Source organism: Mesorhizobium sp. ES1-1 (genome assembly GCF_020164785.1).
Lineage (GTDB): Bacteria > Pseudomonadota > Alphaproteobacteria > Rhizobiales > Rhizobiaceae > Mesorhizobium.
This window is the reverse complement of record NZ_JAIUGX010000004.1, coordinates 413,383-430,736: the sequence shown is the minus strand read 5'-3', so window position 1 is coordinate 430,736 and position 17,354 is coordinate 413,383. Positions and strand designations below refer to the sequence as shown.

The window sequence follows — 17,354 nt, the reverse complement described above, 5'->3', positions numbered from 1 at the left end:
TTAGGAACATTCCGTGCTGATCACCTGCCCCTATTGCGGCCCGCGCGACGTCATCGAGTTCACCTATCAGGGTGACGGCAACCGGGCGCGTCCCGAACCGGCTTCGCAGAATTTCGAAGCCTGGAATGCCTATGTCTATGACAGGCTGAACCCGGCCGGCGACCACAATGAGATATGGCAGCATTCCGGCGGATGCCGGGCGCATCTGCGGGTCGTGCGCAATACCCTGACGCACGAGATCTCGAGCGTCACCTTTGTGCGCGGCCATCACGGCTCGGCTTCGCGGCCTGAGGCGGAGGACAGATCATGAGCCCGCGCCGCACCGACACCGGCGGGCGCATCGACCGGCTGAAGACCATTCGCTTCACCTTCGACGGCACGGCCTATACGGGCCATGCCGGCGACACTCTGGCCTCGGCGCTGCTGGCCAAGGGCGTCATCCTTCTCGGCCGTTCGTTCAAGTACCACCGCCCGCGCGGTCTTCTGACCGCCGGCGTCGAGGAACCGAACGCCCTGGTGACCGTGCTGAAAGGCGAGGTTCGCGAGCCCAACATTCCGGCGACGATGGTCGAGATCCATGACGGGCTGGTGGCCGTCAGTCAGAACCGGTTTCCCTCGCTGGCCTTTGACATCAACGCCGTCAACCAGCTTGGCGGCAAGCTCCTGTCGGCGGGCTTCTACTATAAGACATTCATGGGGCCTGTGGTCGGTCCGCTCAAAGGCACGCGTTTCTGGATGTTCTGCGAGCATTTCATCCGCCGCGCCGCCGGCCTCGGCAGCGCCGGATCGGCGAAGGACACCGCACGCTACGAACGCATGAACGCCTTCTGCGACGTGCTGGTGGTGGGTTCCGGCCCCGCCGGCCTCATGGCTGCCAAGGCGGCGTCCGATCAGGGTGCCCGCGTGATCCTGGCCGACCTCGAACCCCGCCTCGGCGGCTCAGCCAACTGGACCGGTGAGACCATCGACGGCGCGCCGGCCGCCGATTGGGCGCGCCGCACCGTGGCCCAGCTCGAGGGCCGGGACAATGTCAGGCTTCTGCCGCGCACCACGGTCTGGGGCTATTACGATGGCAACACGCTGGCCGCCCTGGAACGGGTCAGCGACCACAAGGACCAGCCCGGCAAGGGCGAGCCCCGCCATCGCCACTGGGCGATCCGCGCCAAATCCGTTGTGCTGGCCACCGGCGCCTTCGAACGGCCCCTCGTCTTCCCCGGCAATGACAGGCCGGGCGTGATGTTGGCGCATGCCGCCGAGCGTTTCGCCAATGAGTTCGGCGTCTTGCCAGGCCAGCGGATCGCGCTGTTCACCAACAATGACAGCGCCTATCGCGCTGCCGTTGCGCTGAAAAAAGCCGGCGCCGCCATCGCGGCCATCGTCGACGTGCGACCCGAGCCCTCGGCCGACATGCGCGAGCTGGCCACCGAAGCCGGGGCCGAGCTCCTTGCCGCTCATGCCGTGATCGCCACGGAAGGCGGCAGGGCGCTGTCCGGCCTCAAGCTGCAGCGCTTCGACATGAGCAATGGCGCCCTCAACGGTGAAGCGCGCAGCATGCACGCCGATTGCCTGCTGATGTCAGGCGGCTGGTCGCCAACCATCCATCTGGCCAGCCAGGCCGGCGCCAGGGCGGAATGGGATGCCGCCAGACAAGCATTCCTGCCGCCGAAGCCGGCCCAGGACGGACCGGTGCAGCGCTGGATCGGCGCCGGCGCCTTTACCGGCAGCTTTTCGACGGCTGCGGCAATGGCCGAAGGTCGCGCAGCCGGCATTTCCGCGGCCGGGGCGACAAACACGCCGGCGGCATTGCCGGTGGTCGACGCCGTGCCGGGCGATCCCGATCCGGCGCCGGTCTTCGAGATCAGGGCCAGCGGCAAGAGCTTTGTCGATTTCCAGCATGACGTGACGGCGGAGGACGTTAGACTGGCCCATCGCGAGGGTTTTGTCTCAGTCGAGCATCTGAAGCGCTACACCACGCTCGGCATGGCGACCGACCAAGGCAAGAGTTCCAACATTCCCGGCCTCGCCATCATGGCCGAAGCGTTGGGCAAACCCATCCCCGAGGTTGGCACGACGCGCTTCAGACCCCCCTTTGCGCCGGTGTCGATCGGCTCACTGGCGGCGGAGCGCTTCGGCGACCTGCGGCCCGAACGGCTGACGCCTATGCATGACTGGCACCTCGCCAATGGCGCGACAATGTATTCGGCCGGCCTGTGGTACCGGCCGATGATCTACGCGCTTGCGGGCGAGACGGTCGAGCAGGCCTATGTCCGCGAGGCCAGGGCGACACGTGAAAGCGCCGGCATCGTCGATGTCTCGACGCTGGGCAAGATCGCCGTGCAAGGCCCGGATGCGGCCGAGTTCCTCGACCGCGTCTACACCAACATGTTCTCGACGCTGGCCGTCGGCAAGGCGCGCTACGGACTGATGCTGCGCGAGGACGGCCTCGCATTCGACGACGGCACTACCTGGCGTCTTGGCGAACAGGATTTCTTGATGACCACCACCACCGCGAATGCCGGCAAGGTGATGCAGCATCTGGAATATTTCCTCGACGTGATCTGGCCGGACCTCAAGGTCCATGTCACCTCGGTGACCGATGAGTGGGCGGGCGCCGCCATCGGCGGACCAAAGGCGCGGCAGATCCTCGCGACCTGCGTCACCGGCACCGCCGTCGGCAACGCCACCTTGCCGTTCATGGGCATCGTGCGCGGCCGCATAGCGGATGTTCCGGTGATGATTTGCCGACTGTCCTTCTCCGGCGAGATGGCGTTCGAGGTCTATTGTGGCGCCGGTCATAGCACGCATGTCTGGGAAGCTCTGCTCGACGCCGGCAAACCGTTCGGCCTGGTCACCTACGGGCTCGAGGCGCTGGGCACGATGCGCATCGAGAAAGGCCATGTGACAGGCGCCGAGATCGACGGCCGCACGACGGCGCGCGACTTGCATCTCGACTGGATGCTGTCGAAGAAGAAGCCCTTCATCGGCTCGGCAATGATGGATCGCGAAGGGCTGATCGCGTCCGAACGGCTGGAACTGGTCGGCCTGATCGCGCTCGACAATAGGCCGCTCAATGGCGGCGCGCATATTGTCGAGGAGGTGGACGAGGCCAATCCGCATGATTCGATCGGTCACATCACCGCCTGCTGCTATTCGCCGGCGCTGGGCAAGTATATTGCGCTGGCGCTGGTCAAGGGCGGCAAGGCGCGTCGGGGCACGCGCGCCCACGTCTCCGATCCCCTGCGCGGCCGGTTCGGACCGGTCGAAATCGTCTCCAACCACTTCTACGATCCGGACGGGAACCGCATGCATGGTTGAGCGCCAATCCCCGCTTGAGCCCGATTTTCATGTCGGCTCGCATGGCAATTTCGAGCACGGCGTCGAAGTCATCCTGACCGAAACGCGACCTGACTCGATCGTGCAGCTCGCTGCCTGGCCGGGCGAGGAGAAGATGTTGATAGCCGCCATCCGCACGGTCACTGGGCTTGCACTGCCCGACGGCGCCGGCGCCGGCGTGAGCGATGGCGTGAAATCGGCGTTCGGCTTCGCTCCGGGAAAGTTCATCGTCGCCGGCGAGGCGGAAGGCCTGGCGGATGCGTTTGCCAAGGTCGTAACCCCCGTCATCGGCACCGTCACGGACATTTCCCATGGCCGAACCGCCATCCGCATCGCCGGCCCGAAGGCCGAATGGGTGCTGTCGAAGTTCTTTGCCATCGACTTCGCGCTAACCGCCTTCGCGGTCGGCGCCGGCCGGTCGACCGTCCATCACGACATTTTCGCCCAGATCCAGCGTACCGGTACCGATCAGTTCGACATCTATGTCTTTCGCTCCTTTGCCCGTTCGGTCTGGAAGGCGCTCTGCCGTGCCAGCGAGGAGGTCGGCTACGACGTACAGTGAAGACCGCAACTGGCATCAACGCCGGCCGGCTCTGCCGCTAGAGAATTCCGCCCCGCGCGCCCATCATGGCTCGATGGGTCGCCCAAATGGCTCAAGGGTTGGAACCCCATCTCAGACTGGCGCATTCGTTTGGTTCGAACAGCTTCATGACCGCAGAACTATCCGCCGGCGCTACGGATCGCGCCGATGTGCCCGCCCGCGCCTTGCTCCTGCTGCCGCTGACGGTCGCATGCGGCGTGTTCATGACCAGCCTGGACCAGAACGTGGTGGTGACCGCGCTGCCTGGTATCGGCGAAAGCCTCGCTCGGCCACCAAGCCAACTGGGCCTGCTGATCACCGTCTATGTCGCCAGCCTGATCATCTCGATGCCGCTTGGCGGCTGGGCCGCCGACCGTTTCGGCCTGCGCAATGTCTACTGCTTCGCCTTGCTGGTATTTGCGGCGTCGTCGGCGCTGTGCGGGCTGTCGAACGACATCTGGACGCTGGTCGGCGCCCGCGCGCTGCAAGGCTTTGGCGGCGCCTTGATGGGCACGCTTGGCCAGGTCGTCATCCTGTCGACCTTCCCGCGCAGCCGTACGCTTAAGATCAACATGTACATTTCGCTGGCCGGCCAGTCCGGACCGCTTGTCGGGCCTCTCGTCGGCGGCGCGCTCACCACCTACATTTCCTGGCGCTGGATCTTCTTCATCAACGTGCCGTTCGCGCTGGCAGCCGCTGTCCTTGCCGCTTCGCTGTTTCCGACGGTCACCAAACCGGTGCGGACGCCATTCGATTTTCCGGGCTTTCTGCTGGTCGGCAGCGGCATGGTGCTGTTGGTCTTCGGCATGGACTCGCTTGCTGCCAGAGATGCATCCGGCAGCGTGATCGCAGCCGAGCTCGCGCTGGCGATCGTCATCCTGACGGCCGCCTCCGTCTACTGCCTGCGCGCCCGAAACCCATTGCTAGACCTGAAGCTCCTGCGCATCCGCACATTCCGCATCTCCTTCCTCACCGGCGGCGGGCTCGACACGATCGGTTTGAGCTCTGTCGTCTTCCTGCTGCCGCTGATGTTCCAGCTCGGTTTCGGCATGAGCGCGGTGCAGGCGGGATCTTTGACCTTTGTGGCGGCAATCGGATCGCTGATCATGCGTGTCTTCATGCCGCGCCTGCTCAACCGCTTCGGCTTTCGCCGTGTGCTCGTCGTCAACACGCCGATCGTTGCGGCAGTGGTCGCCGGCTTCGCCCTGATAGAGGCCACGACGCCGGTCTGGATCGTGCTTGCCTATATCTTCGCCTTTGGCGTCCTGCGCTCGGCGCAGTGGGCGTCGACCGGCAACCTCGCCTATTCCGACATAGCCCCCGACCAGCTCGCCCGCTTCAGCGCGCTCTACTATATCCTATGGCAGCTGGCGGTGGCGATCAGCGTTGGCCTGGCGGCGGCGCTGCTGTCTTTCCTGGCCGGCGGAGGGCCTGCCGTGACCAATGATTTCCGCATCCTGTTCCTGATCGAAGGGGTAATTACGCTGTGCGCGCTGCTCGCCTATCTCAAGCTGACGCCGCAGGACGGCGCCCATGTCAGCGGCCATGGCGCGCAGATGAATATGGATTAGCCGGCAGTTGCCGGCATGCCGCGTTTCTATTCGCGGAACGTCACCCACTCTTCCAATGGCACGCGGTCGGTGCGGAAGGCGTTCTCGGGCTTAGAGGTGTCTTCGTGGCCGAGCGCCATGCCGCACACCACGATTTCCTCGTCTGGAATGTTGAGCACAGGCCTGATCTGCCGATGATAGGGGGCGAAGGCTGCCTGCGGGCAAGTGTGGAGGCCCCGCCCTCGCGCCGCCACCATGATGTTTTGCAGGAACATGCCATAGTCGATCCAGGAACCCTGGTTGAGCCGGCGGTCGATTGTGAAGATCATGCCGATTGGGGCGTCGAAGAAGACGAAGTTGCGGTCGTGCTGAGCCCTCATCTTGTCGACCTCCCGACGGCCGATGCCGAGCGCGCCATAGAGGCCGAACCCATTGGCGCGGCGACGGGTCAGATAGGGTTCGAAGAACTGGGTGGGATAATACTTGTACTCGTCCCAATCGGCCTTCTCGGCGCGAATGCCCGAGTTGAGAATGGCATCGCTTATCCGCTGCTTGGTCTCGCCCTTGGTGACATAGACATTCCAAGGCTGCATGTTGGTGCCGGAGGGAGCCCGCGCCGCAACCGCCAGGATCGCGCGGATCGTGTCGTCGTCGACCATGTCTGGCAGGAATGCCCGTACCGAGCGGCGGGACACGATTGCCTCGTCGACAATCTCGGCATCGCCCGCCATCCGGGTGTTGTTGTCCAGCATGGGTCGTCCCTTGACCGCTCTTCTTGATCGGACGTCCCCAATCGCCCTTCGCGCCCGAGCCTTTGCATGAAGCACCAAAATCGTGCAAGCAAATCTTCCGGAGCGGTGAAAATCCGCTTGATTTTTTCATGGGTCTGATCTTTCATGAAAATTGATCTATTTTTTTCATGAAGGGCCGCTTTGTCCTCAAGCCTCGCCAAGACGTCGCAAGAGCCTGACGAACGCCTCCTGGCGAGCGATATCAGGGCCTTGCGCAAGGCGCGCGGATTGACGCTGGCCGAGATCGGCTCGAAGCTTGGCCGTTCGGTCGGATGGGTCAGTCAGGTCGAGCGTGGCCTGTCCGTGCCGTCAATAGGTGACATCAGGGCCTTCGCCGAGCTGTTCGGCGTGCCGGTCAGCCTGTTCTTCAGCCATGACGTTCCAGCCGAGATCGAGCGCGGCGTGGTCGTGCGCGTGGGCAGCCGCCGCAGGCTTGGCACAAGCGAGTCCGGCCTGGTGGAGGAGCTTCTGTCGCCCGACCTCGGCGGCAGTTTCGAGATGCTGCGTTCTGTCTTCGCGCCCGGCGCTGCCCTCAGAACCGAGGCTCGCCGGCCGACCGAGGAAGCCGGCTTCGTGGTCTCCGGCGCCTTCGACATCGAGATCGCAGGGGTCTGGCATCGGCTCGGCGAAGGCGACTCTTTCCGGTTCGACGGCAAGCCGTTCCGCTGGCGGAATCCCGGCACTGAGCCGGCTGTTGTCATCTGGGTGGTTTCGCCGCCGGTCTATTGAACGATAAATCATTTCGCTGAACGAAGTCTGGAGAAGAACATGGCCGGTTTGCCGAGCACAGCACGCGTAGTGATCATCGGAGGCGGCGCCGTGGGCACCTCGGCTCTCTATCATCTTGCCAAGGCAGGTTGGACCGACTGCGTGCTTCTCGAAAAGAACGAACTCACCTCCGGCTCCACCTGGCATGCCGCCGGCAATGTGCCGACCTTCTCGTCGTCCTGGTCGCTGATGAACATGCAGCGTTATTCGACAGAGCTCTATCGCGGGTTGGCCGACGCCGTCGGATATCCCATGAATTACCACGTCACCGGTTCACTGCGGCTTGCCCACTCTGTCGAGCGCTTGCAGGAATTCCAGCGCGCCAAGGGCATGGGCCGCTACCAGGGCATGGACATCGACGTGGTGGGCGTCGAGGACATCAAGCGGCGCTATCCCTTCATCGAGACGCATGACCTGAAGGGTGCGCTCTATGACCCAAATGATGGCGACATCGATCCCGCCCAGTTGACCCAGGCTTTGGCCAAGGGCGCCCGCGACCTTGGTGCCAGGATCATCCGATTCTGCCCGGTTACCGGCGCGCGGCGAGAGCACGACGAATGGGTTGTGGAGACGGCGCAGGGTGAAATCCGCTGCGAGGTCGTCGTCAACGCCGCCGGCTACCGCGCCGCCGAAGTGGGCAGGATGTTCGGCCGCGACGTGCCGATGATGGTGATGAGCCACCAGTACATCCTGTTCGAAGAAATCCCCGAACTGGCGGCATGGTCGAAGGAGCAGGGAAGGAAATTGCCGCTGCTGCGCGACGTCGACACCTCCTACTATCTGCGGCAGGAAAAGAACGGCATGAATCTCGGCCCCTACGAGCGCAACTGCCGCGCGCACTGGGCAACGCACAACGATCGGATGCCCGAGGACTTCTCCTTCCAGCTGTTTCCCGACGATCTCGACCGACTCGAAGATTACCTTGCCGATGCCGTCGCCCGCGTGCCGATCCTCGGCACCGCCGGCCTGTCCAAGGTCATCAACGGGCCGATCCCCTATACGCCGGACGGCAATCCGCTGATCGGGCCGATGCCCGGCGTGCCGAATGCCTTCGAAGCCTGTGTCTTCACCTTCGGCATCGCCCAGGGCGGAGGTGCGGGCAAGGTGCTGGCCGAATGGGTGACGCAAGGCCAGACCGAATGGGACATGTGGTCCTGCGACCCGCGCCGCTTCACCAGCTTTGCCTCGGCGCCCGACTATTGCGTCGCCAAGGGCATGGAAATCTATGGCAACGAATATGCCATCCAGTTCCCGCACCACCCCTGGCCGGAAGGTCGCGACAGGAAACTGTCGCCCATCCATGACCGCCTCAAGGCGCTTGGCGGCCGCTTCGACGCTTATAATGGCTGGGAGCGCGCCATCTGGTACGCGCAGCCCGGCGACGACATTTCCGAGGAAGCCACGCTCACCTTCCGCCGCGACGGGCCCTGGCAGCATCGCGTCCGTGAGGAATGCCTGGCCGTGCGCGACGCTGCCGGCATTCTTGACCTGCCGGGCTTCTCGCGCTTCAACCTCGAAGGTCCGGGCGCTGCCGAATGGCTTGGCCTGCAGGTCACCGGACTGGTGCCGAAGCCCGGCCGCATCGGCCTGGTCTACTTCGCCGACGACAAGGGTCGGATCGTCACCGAGATGTCGGTCGTCCGCCATGACGAGCATCTGATGACGCTGATAACCGCGGCGGTGGCGCAATGGCACGATTTCGAATGGCTGGAATCGCACATGCCGAAGGACGCGACCTTCAGGCTGATCGACCGCACGGAAGACTATTCGACCCAGATCCTCGCCGGCCCGAACTCGCGCAGGATCCTCGCCGAGGTTTGCGGAGCCGATCTTGCCCTGCCATGGCTGACGCACCAGGAAACCAGCATCGCCGGCAGCTGGGCAAGGCTGGTGCGTGTGTCCTTCGCCGGCGAACTCGGTTGGGAAATCCACACCAGGGTCGAAGACACATCAACCGTTTTCGACGCCGTCTGGGCGGCCGGCCAAAAGCATGGGTTGAAGCCGTTCGGCATGTACGCGCTCGATTCGCTCAGGCTCGAAAAAGCCTACCGCACCTGGAAAGGCGACCTGTCGACCGACTATTCGCTCCTGCAGGGTGGCCTCGAGCGCTTCGTCAGATGGGACAAGCCCGATTTTCGCGGCAAGGCGGCGCTGCTCAACGAAAAGCAGCAGGGCGTGAAGAAGCGCTTTGTCACGCTGGTCATCGAGAACCCCGGCGACTGCGACGCTCCTTCCGTCTCGACATTGTGGCACGATGGCCAAATCGTCGGCGAAACCACGTCTGGCGGCTGGGGCCATCGCATCGACAAGTCGATCGCGCTCGGCATGCTGCGCGCCGATCTGGCGGAACCCGGTACCATCATAGAGGTCGAAATTTTCGGCGACCGCTTCAAGGCGATCGTGCAGAAGGACGAGCCGCTCTGGGACCCGAAGAACGAGAGGCTGCGCGCATGAAGAAAGTCGTCCTAACCGACGGCGGCATGGGCCAGGAGCTGGTCCGGCGCAGCAAATCCGAGCCAACGCCGCTTTGGTCGGCCAGGGTGCTGATCGATGAGCCCGATCTGGTGCGCGACCTGCACGCCGAATTCATCCGTGCCGGTGCCCGCGTCATCACCATCAACACCTATTCGGCAACGCCGGAGCGTTTGGCCCGCGAGGGTGCCGAAGATCTGTTCAAGCCGCTGCAGCAGCGCGGCATCGAGTTGGCAAGGCAGGCCCGAGACGAGGCTGGCGACACGGCGATCGCCGGCTGCCTGTCGCCCCTGTTCGGCAGCTACGCGCCGGCGTTGACGATTTCCTACCAGGACACGCTGGACATCTACCGTCGGATTGTCGCCGAACAGGCCGATGGGGTCGATCTGTTCCTGTGCGAAACCATGGCGTCGGCCGACGAGGCGCGCGCGGCTGTTACCGCCGCATCAGAAAGCGGAAAACCGGTATGGGTGTCGTGGACGCTCGCCGATCACGGCAAGCCGCGCCTGCGCAGCGGTGAAACGATCGCCACGGCGGCAAGCGCGCTAGACGGCTTGCCGTTAGCGGCGCGGCTGTTGAACTGCTGCCGGCCGGAAGCGATCACGGCGGCCTTGCCTGAACTGATCGAACTCGGCGGCCGGGTCGGCGCATACGCCAACGGCTTCACCTCGACCGAGGCGCTCAAGCACGGCGGCACCGTCGATGTGCTGCACGCCCGTCACGACCTCGGTCCGGATGCCTATGCCGAACAGGCAACTGGCTGGATAGAGGCTGGCGCCGAGATTGTCGGCGGCTGCTGCGAAGTCGGACCGCCCCATATCGCCGCTCTGCGCGACCGGCTCGAACGGGCGGGCTATGAGATTTCGGGAGATATCCATGCCTAGACCATCATCGCGCATTTCCGGCATCGTGCCGTCGGGCAAGGATGGCTGGGAAGTTCACTCCGCCGCCTGGGCCCGCAAGGAAGCCGGTGAGGACATCATCATGCTTTCTGTCGGCGACCATGACTTCGATACGCCGGCGGAAACGATCGGGGCCTGCGTGACCGCGGTTCGCGGCAGCAATCACCACTACACCCCGCTTGCAGGCGTGCCGCGCCTGCGCCAGGCCATGGCGGCGGCGTCGAGCGCCTGCACCGGCGTCGAAACGACGCCAGAGCAGGTGATCGCTACCCCCGGCGGGCAGGCCGCTCTTTACGCCTCGGTGCAGGCTGTTCTCGACCAGGGGGACCACGCCATTGTCGTGGCTCCCTACTACGCCACCTACCCCAATACGTTCAGTGCCGCCGGCGCCAGCTTCACAGTCGTCGAGACGCCGGCCGAGGATGGTTTCCAGCCACGCGCCGACATGATCCGCGCAGCGCTCAGGCCAAACACGCGCGCCATCCTGATCAACACGCCGAACAACCCGACCGGCGCGGTGTATACGCGTGAGCGCTTGGAGCAGGTGGCTGAAATCTGCCGCGAGCATGATCTCTGGATGCTGTCGGACGAGGTCTACTGGACGCTCGGCGGCGGGGAGCACGTCTCGCCGCGATCCTTGCCTGGCATGGCTGAACGCACGCTGGTCATCAATTCCATGTCCAAGAGCCATGGCATGACCGGCTGGCGCATGGGCTGGCTGACAGGCCCCCAGGAGATGATCACGCTGCTGACCAATCTCAATCTGGTGACGACATACGGGCTGCCCGCTTTCATCTCCATCGCCTGTGCCGAGGCGCTCGAGGAGCGGTATGGCGTGAAGGACATCGCCGAGCGCTACGCGGCGCGCCGCACCGTCTTCCTCGATGCAGTACGCGGCATGAACGACGTCACCGTGCGCGGTTCCGAGGGCGGCATGTATGTCATGCTCGACATATCCACCATCGAACCCGACGACGAGAAATTCGCCTGGGCCTTTCTCGACGCGGAGAATGTAGGCGTGATGCCGGGCTCCAGCTTTGGCGAAGCCGCCGCCGGCCATATCCGCGTCAGCCTCTGCCAGCCGGAGCCTGTCCTTCAAGAGGCCGCGCTTCGCTTGCGCCGCTTTACATCCAGCTATCGTCGCGAGGCCGCATGACCAAGACCATACCTACCAAAGCCCGCGCTGTAATCATCGGCGGCGGAGTTTCCGGCTGTTCGGTCGCCTATCATCTGGCAAAGCTCGGCTGGACGGATATCGTTCTTCTCGAACGAAAGCAGCTGACCTCCGGCACGACCTGGCACGCCGCCGGCCTGATCGGCCAGTTGCGTGGCTCGCAGAACATGACTCGCCTGGCCAAGTACTCGGCCGATCTCTACGTCAAGCTGGAAGCCGAGACCGATGTCGGCACCGGCATGCGCCAGGTCGGCTCGATCACCGTGGCCCTGACCGAAGAGCGCAAGCATGAGATCTACAGGCAGGCATCGTTGGCACGCGCCTTCGATGTCGACGTCCGCGAGATCTCCCCCCGCGAGGTCAAGGAGATGTACCCGCATCTCAACGTCTCCGATGTCGTCGGCGCCGTGCACCTCCCCCTCGACGGCCAGTGCGACCCCGCCAACATCGCCATGGCGCTGGCCAAAGGCGCGCGCCAGCGCGGCGCGACCGTCATGGAGAACGTCAAGGTCACCAAGGTTCACACCAGGGCTGGCCGCGTCACTGGCGTGTCCTGGGCGCAGGGCGAGGACCAGGGCACGATCGAGGCCGACATCGTCGTCAATTGCGCCGGCATGTGGGCTCGCGAACTGGGCGCGCAGAACGGCGTGACCATCCCACTTCATGCCTGCGAGCACTTCTATCTCGTCACCGAGCCGATACCCGGCCTCAGCCGCCTGCCGGTACTACGAGTCCCCGACGAGTGCGCCTATTACAAGGAGGACGCCGGCAAGATGATGCTCGGCGCCTTCGAGCCGGTGGCGAAGCCGTGGGGCATGAACGGCATCCGCGAGGATTTCTGCTTCGACCAACTGCCCGAGGATATGGACCATTTCGAACCGATCCTGGAAATGGGGGTCAACCGCATGCCGATGCTGGCGACCGCCGGCATTCACACCTTCTTCAACGGCCCCGAGAGCTTCACACCGGACGACCGCTACTATCTCGGCGAGGCGCCGGAACTGTCGGGCTACTGGATGGCAACGGGCTACAATTCGATCGGCATCGTTTCGTCCGGCGGCGCCGGCATGGCGTTGGCCCAGTGGATCAACGACGGCGAAGCGCCCTTCGACCTCTGGGAAGTCGACATCCGCCGCGCCCAGCCGTTTCAGAAGAACCGACGCTATCTCAAGGAGCGCGTCTCCGAAACGCTCGGCCTGCTCTATGCCGACCATTTCCCTTATCGGCAGATGGCGACCTCCAGAAATGTACGACGTTCGCCGCTGCATGAGCATCTGAAGGCGCGCGGTGCCGTTTTCGGCGAAGTCGCTGGCTGGGAGCGCGCCAACTGGTTTGCCCGCGATGGCCAGGAGCGTGAATACCGATACTCTTGGAAACGGCAGAACTGGTTCGACAATCAGCGCGACGAGCATCTAGCGGTCAGGAATGGGGTCGGTCTGTTCGACATGACCTCCTTCGGCAAGATCCGTGTCGAGGGCCGCGATGCCTGCGCCTTTCTGCAGAAGCTCTGCGCCAACGACATGGACGTCGCACCAGGCAAGATCGTCTACACGCAGATGCTCAACCAGCGTGGCGGCATCGAGAGCGACCTGACAGTGTCGCGGCTGTCGGATACGGCCTACTTCCTCGTCGTGCCCGGCGCCACGCTGCAGCGTGATCTCGCCTGGCTGCGCAAGCACCTGAAGGACGAATTTGTGGTCATCACTGATGTGACGGCCGCCGAAAGCGTGCTCTGCCTGATGGGCCCCGACGCGCGGACGCTGATCCAGAAGGTCAGCCCGAATGATTTCTCCAACGAGGCTCATCCGTTTGGGACGTTCCAGGAGATCGAGATCGGCATGGGCCTGGCCCGCGCCCACCGCGTGACCTATGTCGGCGAACTCGGCTGGGAACTCTATGTCTCGACCGACCAGGCAGCCCATGTCTTCGAAGCAATGGAAGAGGCAGGCGCCGACGTCCGCCTGAAGCTCTGCGGCCTGCATACGCTGGATTCCTGCCGCATCGAAAAAGCGTTTCGTCATTTCGGCCATGACATCACCGACGAGGACAATGTGCTCGAGGCCGGGCTTGGTTTCGCGGTGAAGACCGCCAAGGGCGACTTCATCGGCCGCGATGCGGTGCTGAGAAAGAAAGAAGCCGGATTGAGCCGGCGGCTGGTGCAGTTCCGGCTCAAAGATCCCCAGCCCTTTCTGTTCCACAATGAAGCGATCCTGCGCGACGGCAAGATCGTGGGGCCTATCACGTCAGGCAATTACGGCCACCATCTCGGCGGCGCCATAGGCCTGGGCTATGTGCCATGCCAAGGCGAGAGCGAAGCGGATGTATTGGCTTCATCCTACGAGATCGAGATCGCCGGCGAGCGTTTCACGGCCGAAGCATCGATTAAGCCGATGTACGATCCGAAATCGGAACGGGTGAGGATGTAACGCCTGCCTTCGCTCCGTTCAGGGGCGACCTTGGCCGAAGAGCCGAAGAGGGCGCAACCAGTCGGCGTCAGAACGCGTCCATTCTGCTGGCCATTTTGCACATGAACGCCTTGCGCGATGCATCCGTGGATAGGTTCATCCCATAGTGCGCCAGATAGGTCACCGAAGCACCCGGCCTTACCGTGGCGCGCAGCATTCGCTTGATAAGCCTGCGCGGCGGGTCGCCCATCAGCATCGCGCGGAACCTCCCGCCGCCATAGGTGGTGACCGCCACGACCTTACGGATATTGTAAAGGGACGGCTGCGCCTTGCCGTTGACCAGCTTGAACGACACGCCGGGCAGGAAAACGCGATCGAAGAAGCCTTTCAGGATCGCCGGGAAGCCGTAGTTCCACACTGGGTAGGAAAGCACCAGGGCATCGGCTCGCAGCAGGCGCTCGACGTAGGGCGCCGTCGCGTCGCCCGGGCCGCGCTCATTATGGTACTCCAGTCGCTCCCGGCGCGTCAGCCGTGGATCGAAGTCTTCGGCATAGAGGTCGCAATCATCGACAGTGTGGCCGGCCGCCTGCAGCCGCACGACAATCGTCCGGTGCAGTCCGGCATTGAAGCTGGTCTCGACCGGATGCGCATAGAGGATGAGGATGTTCATCCCACCCGCTGCAGCCCCTTGAACAGGAAAGTCCGTCCCGAACGGTAGTCATAATCCGGATTTTCCCAGGCGATCATCTTGCCGGGGTTGAGCAATCCTTGCGGGTCGGTTTCGCGTTTGAAGGCGAGCTGCACGGCATCCGTCTGCTTCATGCCGCCCTCTTCCAGCGTGTAGCGATGCGGATTGAAGATCGGGCAGCCATTCTCCTCATGGAGGCGGATGATCTCGTCCAGCCTCTCTTCGGTGGTGAATTTCACCAGCGGCAGGCCAAAACAGGTGATGTTGCCGTCTAGCCGCACGAATTCGAGATGCGAGAACACCTCGTCCGGAAACATCGCGTCCATCTTCTCGACCAGCGCCAGCTGGTTGGGGAAGGGATAGAGCGATTGCAGATAGGTGATCGAGGGATCGACGCGCAGCGCCCGCAAGGTCGTGTGGTTCCACGCCAGTTCATAAGCAGGCGGCAGGCCCTTCTTGTCTTCGATTGTCGCGGTGGCGGCATTGAAGATGATCTCGCCGCCGGCTCGGCGGGTGAAGGCAAGGAAAGCATCCAGCCCATGCTGCGCCACCATGACCACGCAGATGCTCTGTCCTTCGCTCAGGAATTTCTGGTGCCGCTTGAAATATAGCTGCGGTATGGGAGCCGCTATCGGCGTGATCAGCTTGGTCAGGATGCCGTCCTGGCAGGCCAGCGCGTTGCCGTAGCGCGCCGCCGGCATGAAACTGTCAAAGCCAACGATGACGTCGACCCACTCATAGGCCGCCGTCAGCGGCATCTCGACTTCCGTGATGATGCCGTTGGTGCCGTAGGCGTGGGTCACCTTATGTAGGTCCTCGCCGGTGAGCTCGAGCACTTTCGGCTCTGCCTCCATGGTCACCACGCGCAGGCGAAGCACATTGCCGAAATCGCGCAATCCGCCGAAATTGATCGAGCCGACTCCACCGGAGCCGCCGGCGATGAAGCCGCCGATCGACGCCGTATTGTAGGTGGAGGGGAACAGCCGCAACTCCTGGCCCGAATGCGCCCGCGTCGCCTTGTCGATGTCGGCAATGACAGCACCCGGCCCGGTCACCACACGGCCCGGCGCGATCGATTTGATCTCGTTCATTTCGGCCAGATTGAGCACGACGCCGCCCGACAGCGGCATGGCCTGGCCGTAATTGCCGGTGCCGCTGCCACGTGGCGTCACCGGCACCCCATGTCGATGGCACGCGGCCAGCACGCGGACTAGTTCGGCATCGTCCTTCGGCGTCACGATCATGTCGCCGGTGACATTGTCGAGCTGCTTTTTCAACACCGGGCTGTACCAGTAGAAATCGCGACTCTTCTGCTGGACGATGGCCGGATTGTCGTCGAGCTTCAGCCCATCGAGATCGCGTTTGAGCGCCGAAACATCCATCATTCCACCATCAGTTCGTCGAGTTCCGCATAGTCCGGCAATTCCCGTTCGATCGCGTGCCCGGCGCGCACGACGATGCGATCCGATTCCGGCCGCGACAGCAATTCCGTCCAGCTCCGGCCTTTGAACACGATGAAATCGGCGTCGCCGCCGGCTGCAAGCGTGCCGAAACCGTCGAGCCTCATCACCTTGGCCGGGGTCGCGGCGACCGCTTTCGGCCAATCGGCCACCGGATGGTCGAAGTGCAGGATGCGCGTCGCCATGCGGTAGACCTCCAGCATATCGAGATCGCCATAGGCATAGAACGGATCGCGCGTGTTGTCCGAGGCAACGGCGACGGGGATGCCCCTCGCCTTCATCTCGTGCAGCAGCGTCACGCCGCGCCAGCGCGGCGTCGTCTGGTCGGAACGCCGATCCTGCAGATAGAGATTGCACATCGGCAGCGAGACGACTGCCAGCCCGGCCTTCGCCACCTTGTCCAGCGTCTCGAGCACATCGAGATCGGGCTGGCGCGCCAGCGAACAGCAATGGCCGACCAGGATATTGCCCTCGAAGCCGCTCCACAGGGCCGCCTCGGCAATCTTCTTCAGCGAGATAGCCGCAATGTCGTCGGTTTCGTCGGCGTGAAAATCGAGGTCGAGCCCGTGCTCGATTGCTTTGGCGAAGACGTGGTCGAGCAATTCTTCCAGGTCCGGCAGCATATAGGTGACCACGCCGAGAACGCCCTTCGCCGCGGCAACCCGCGCTGCCAGAGCGTCGAACCACTTTTTGTCACGCACGCCGTCGATGCCGAGCAGGCACGCGCCCTGCAACTCGATGCGGCCGCGCCACTCGTCGCGCACCGCCTCGAACACCGGCCAGGAAATCTCCTCCTGCGGCGGGACACTGTCGAGATGCGTGCGCAAGGCCCGGGTGCCATGCGCATAGGCCGAGCGCAGTGAAAAATCCATGCGCCGCGCAACGTCCTCGGCATTCCATCGCGCGACGCGGTCGGCGCCGGCGGCATTCAGCGCGCCCATGAAAGTGCCGTCCGGATTAGGCCTTCGCGGCCAGATGTGCCCCTTGTCGATGTGGGTGTGACAGTCAACGAAGCATGGAAGCACGATGCGCCCGCCGAGATCGGTGGCATTTGCATGCGCTGCAGCCCGGTCATGCGGCGTGATGGCCGCGATCCTACCGTCGGTGACGGTGACATCGACCAGCGCAAAGCCATCACTGTCGGATATGGCAGCCAGGCCGGGTGTCACGGACTGATGAACGCGGGCTTTGGCGAGGCGGTAGCTGCGAGCCGTTGGGATCAAGGCTTGCA

13 protein-coding genes are annotated in these 17,354 nt (G+C 63.8%); 9 read left to right on the top strand and 4 right to left on the bottom strand.

All coding sequences use genetic code 11. The annotated features are described in order from the left end of the window. Positions 1-13 precede the first annotated feature (13 nt). From LB513_RS09835 to LB513_RS09820, 4 genes are all read left to right on the top strand, one after another. Complete coding sequence (locus LB513_RS09835; RefSeq protein WP_224663275.1) at positions 14-310, top strand: sarcosine oxidase subunit delta; 297 nt, start codon at positions 14-16, stop codon at positions 308-310. Next, positions 307-3,315 carry a sarcosine oxidase subunit alpha gene (locus LB513_RS09830; protein ID WP_224663274.1) on the top strand — a complete coding sequence of 1,003 codons (3,009 nt, stop codon included), beginning with the start codon at positions 307-309 and terminating at the stop codon, positions 3,313-3,315. The genes LB513_RS09835 and LB513_RS09830 overlap by 4 nt, the downstream gene beginning before the upstream one ends. Continuing rightward, positions 3,308-3,895, top strand: a complete 588-nt coding sequence (gene soxG, locus LB513_RS09825; RefSeq protein WP_224663273.1) for a sarcosine oxidase subunit gamma family protein — start codon at positions 3,308-3,310, stop codon at positions 3,893-3,895. Before LB513_RS09830 ends, soxG begins: the two co-directional genes overlap by 8 nt. Before the next feature lie 146 nt (positions 3,896-4,041). Next, entirely contained in the window at positions 4,042-5,484 is a 1,443-nt protein-coding gene (locus tag LB513_RS09820; protein ID WP_224663272.1) for an MFS transporter, read from the top strand. Between the two features lie 26 nt (positions 5,485-5,510). On the opposite strand, the gene LB513_RS09815 is transcribed toward LB513_RS09820, so the two are convergent. Continuing rightward, positions 5,511-6,215 (bottom strand): nitroreductase, encoded by a 705-nt coding sequence (locus LB513_RS09815; RefSeq protein WP_224663271.1) that lies wholly within the window; start codon positions 6,213-6,215, stop codon positions 5,511-5,513. 180 nt (positions 6,216-6,395) lie between these two features. Between LB513_RS09815 and LB513_RS09810 the strand changes: the two genes are divergently transcribed. The 5 genes from LB513_RS09810 to LB513_RS09790 are packed head-to-tail and all read left to right on the top strand — an operon-like array spanning position 6,396 to position 13,996. Beyond that, positions 6,396-6,983: a helix-turn-helix domain-containing protein gene (locus tag LB513_RS09810; RefSeq protein ID WP_224663270.1), complete on the top strand. Its 588-nt coding sequence runs from the start codon at positions 6,396-6,398 to the stop codon at positions 6,981-6,983. 39 nt (positions 6,984-7,022) lie between these two features. Next, on the top strand, positions 7,023-9,476 hold the full coding sequence (locus LB513_RS09805; RefSeq protein ID WP_224663269.1) for an FAD-dependent oxidoreductase: 2,454 nt from the start codon (positions 7,023-7,025) through the stop codon (positions 9,474-9,476). Further along, entirely contained in the window at positions 9,473-10,378 is a 906-nt protein-coding gene (locus LB513_RS09800) for a homocysteine S-methyltransferase family protein (protein WP_224663268.1), read from the top strand. Before LB513_RS09805 ends, LB513_RS09800 begins: the two co-directional genes overlap by 4 nt. Continuing rightward, on the top strand, positions 10,371-11,552 hold the full coding sequence (locus LB513_RS09795; RefSeq protein ID WP_224663267.1) for a pyridoxal phosphate-dependent aminotransferase: 1,182 nt from the start codon (positions 10,371-10,373) through the stop codon (positions 11,550-11,552). The genes LB513_RS09800 and LB513_RS09795 overlap by 8 nt, the downstream gene beginning before the upstream one ends. Continuing rightward, complete coding sequence (locus tag LB513_RS09790; protein ID WP_224663266.1) at positions 11,549-13,996, top strand: FAD-dependent oxidoreductase; 2,448 nt, start codon at positions 11,549-11,551, stop codon at positions 13,994-13,996. The genes LB513_RS09795 and LB513_RS09790 overlap by 4 nt, the downstream gene beginning before the upstream one ends. A gap of 67 nt (positions 13,997-14,063) precedes the next feature. On the opposite strand, the gene LB513_RS09785 is transcribed toward LB513_RS09790, so the two are convergent. Genes LB513_RS09785 through LB513_RS09775 form a run of 3 tightly spaced genes read right to left on the bottom strand, consistent with a single transcriptional unit; the run spans position 14,064 to position 17,346 of the window. Continuing rightward, positions 14,064-14,645 (bottom strand): NAD(P)H-dependent oxidoreductase, encoded by a 582-nt coding sequence (locus tag LB513_RS09785; RefSeq protein ID WP_224663265.1) that lies wholly within the window; start codon positions 14,643-14,645, stop codon positions 14,064-14,066. After that, positions 14,642-16,045 (bottom strand): FAD-binding oxidoreductase, encoded by a 1,404-nt coding sequence (locus LB513_RS09780; RefSeq protein WP_224663358.1) that lies wholly within the window; start codon positions 16,043-16,045, stop codon positions 14,642-14,644. The genes LB513_RS09785 and LB513_RS09780 overlap by 4 nt, the downstream gene beginning before the upstream one ends. Then, a complete protein-coding gene (locus tag LB513_RS09775) occupies positions 16,045-17,346 on the bottom strand; it encodes a cytosine deaminase (protein ID WP_224663357.1) in 1,302 nt (433 codons plus the stop codon). The genes LB513_RS09780 and LB513_RS09775 overlap by 1 nt, the downstream gene beginning before the upstream one ends. Between the last annotated feature and the right edge of the window lie 8 nt (positions 17,347-17,354).

Bases quoted from the DNA above. Each gene is read 5' to 3' on its own strand.
- LB513_RS09830 (WP_224663274.1), top strand. From the start codon at position 307: ATGAGCCCGCGCCGCACCGACACCGGCGGGCGCATCGACCGGCTGAAG.
- soxG (WP_224663273.1), top strand. From the start codon at position 3,308: ATGGTTGAGCGCCAATCCCCGCTTGAGCCCGATTTTCATGTCGGCTCG.
- LB513_RS09820 (WP_224663272.1), top strand. From the start codon at position 4,042: ATGACCGCAGAACTATCCGCCGGCGCTACGGATCGCGCCGATGTGCCC.
- LB513_RS09815 (WP_224663271.1), bottom strand. From the start codon at position 6,215: ATGCTGGACAACAACACCCGGATGGCGGGCGATGCCGAGATTGTCGAC.
- LB513_RS09805 (WP_224663269.1), top strand. From the start codon at position 7,023: ATGGCCGGTTTGCCGAGCACAGCACGCGTAGTGATCATCGGAGGCGGC.
- LB513_RS09800 (WP_224663268.1), top strand. From the start codon at position 9,473: ATGAAGAAAGTCGTCCTAACCGACGGCGGCATGGGCCAGGAGCTGGTC.
- LB513_RS09795 (WP_224663267.1), top strand. From the start codon at position 10,371: ATGCCTAGACCATCATCGCGCATTTCCGGCATCGTGCCGTCGGGCAAG.
- LB513_RS09790 (WP_224663266.1), top strand. From the start codon at position 11,549: ATGACCAAGACCATACCTACCAAAGCCCGCGCTGTAATCATCGGCGGC.
- LB513_RS09785 (WP_224663265.1), bottom strand. From the start codon at position 14,645: ATGAACATCCTCATCCTCTATGCGCATCCGGTCGAGACCAGCTTCAAT.
- LB513_RS09780 (WP_224663358.1), bottom strand. From the start codon at position 16,045: ATGGATGTTTCGGCGCTCAAACGCGATCTCGATGGGCTGAAGCTCGAC.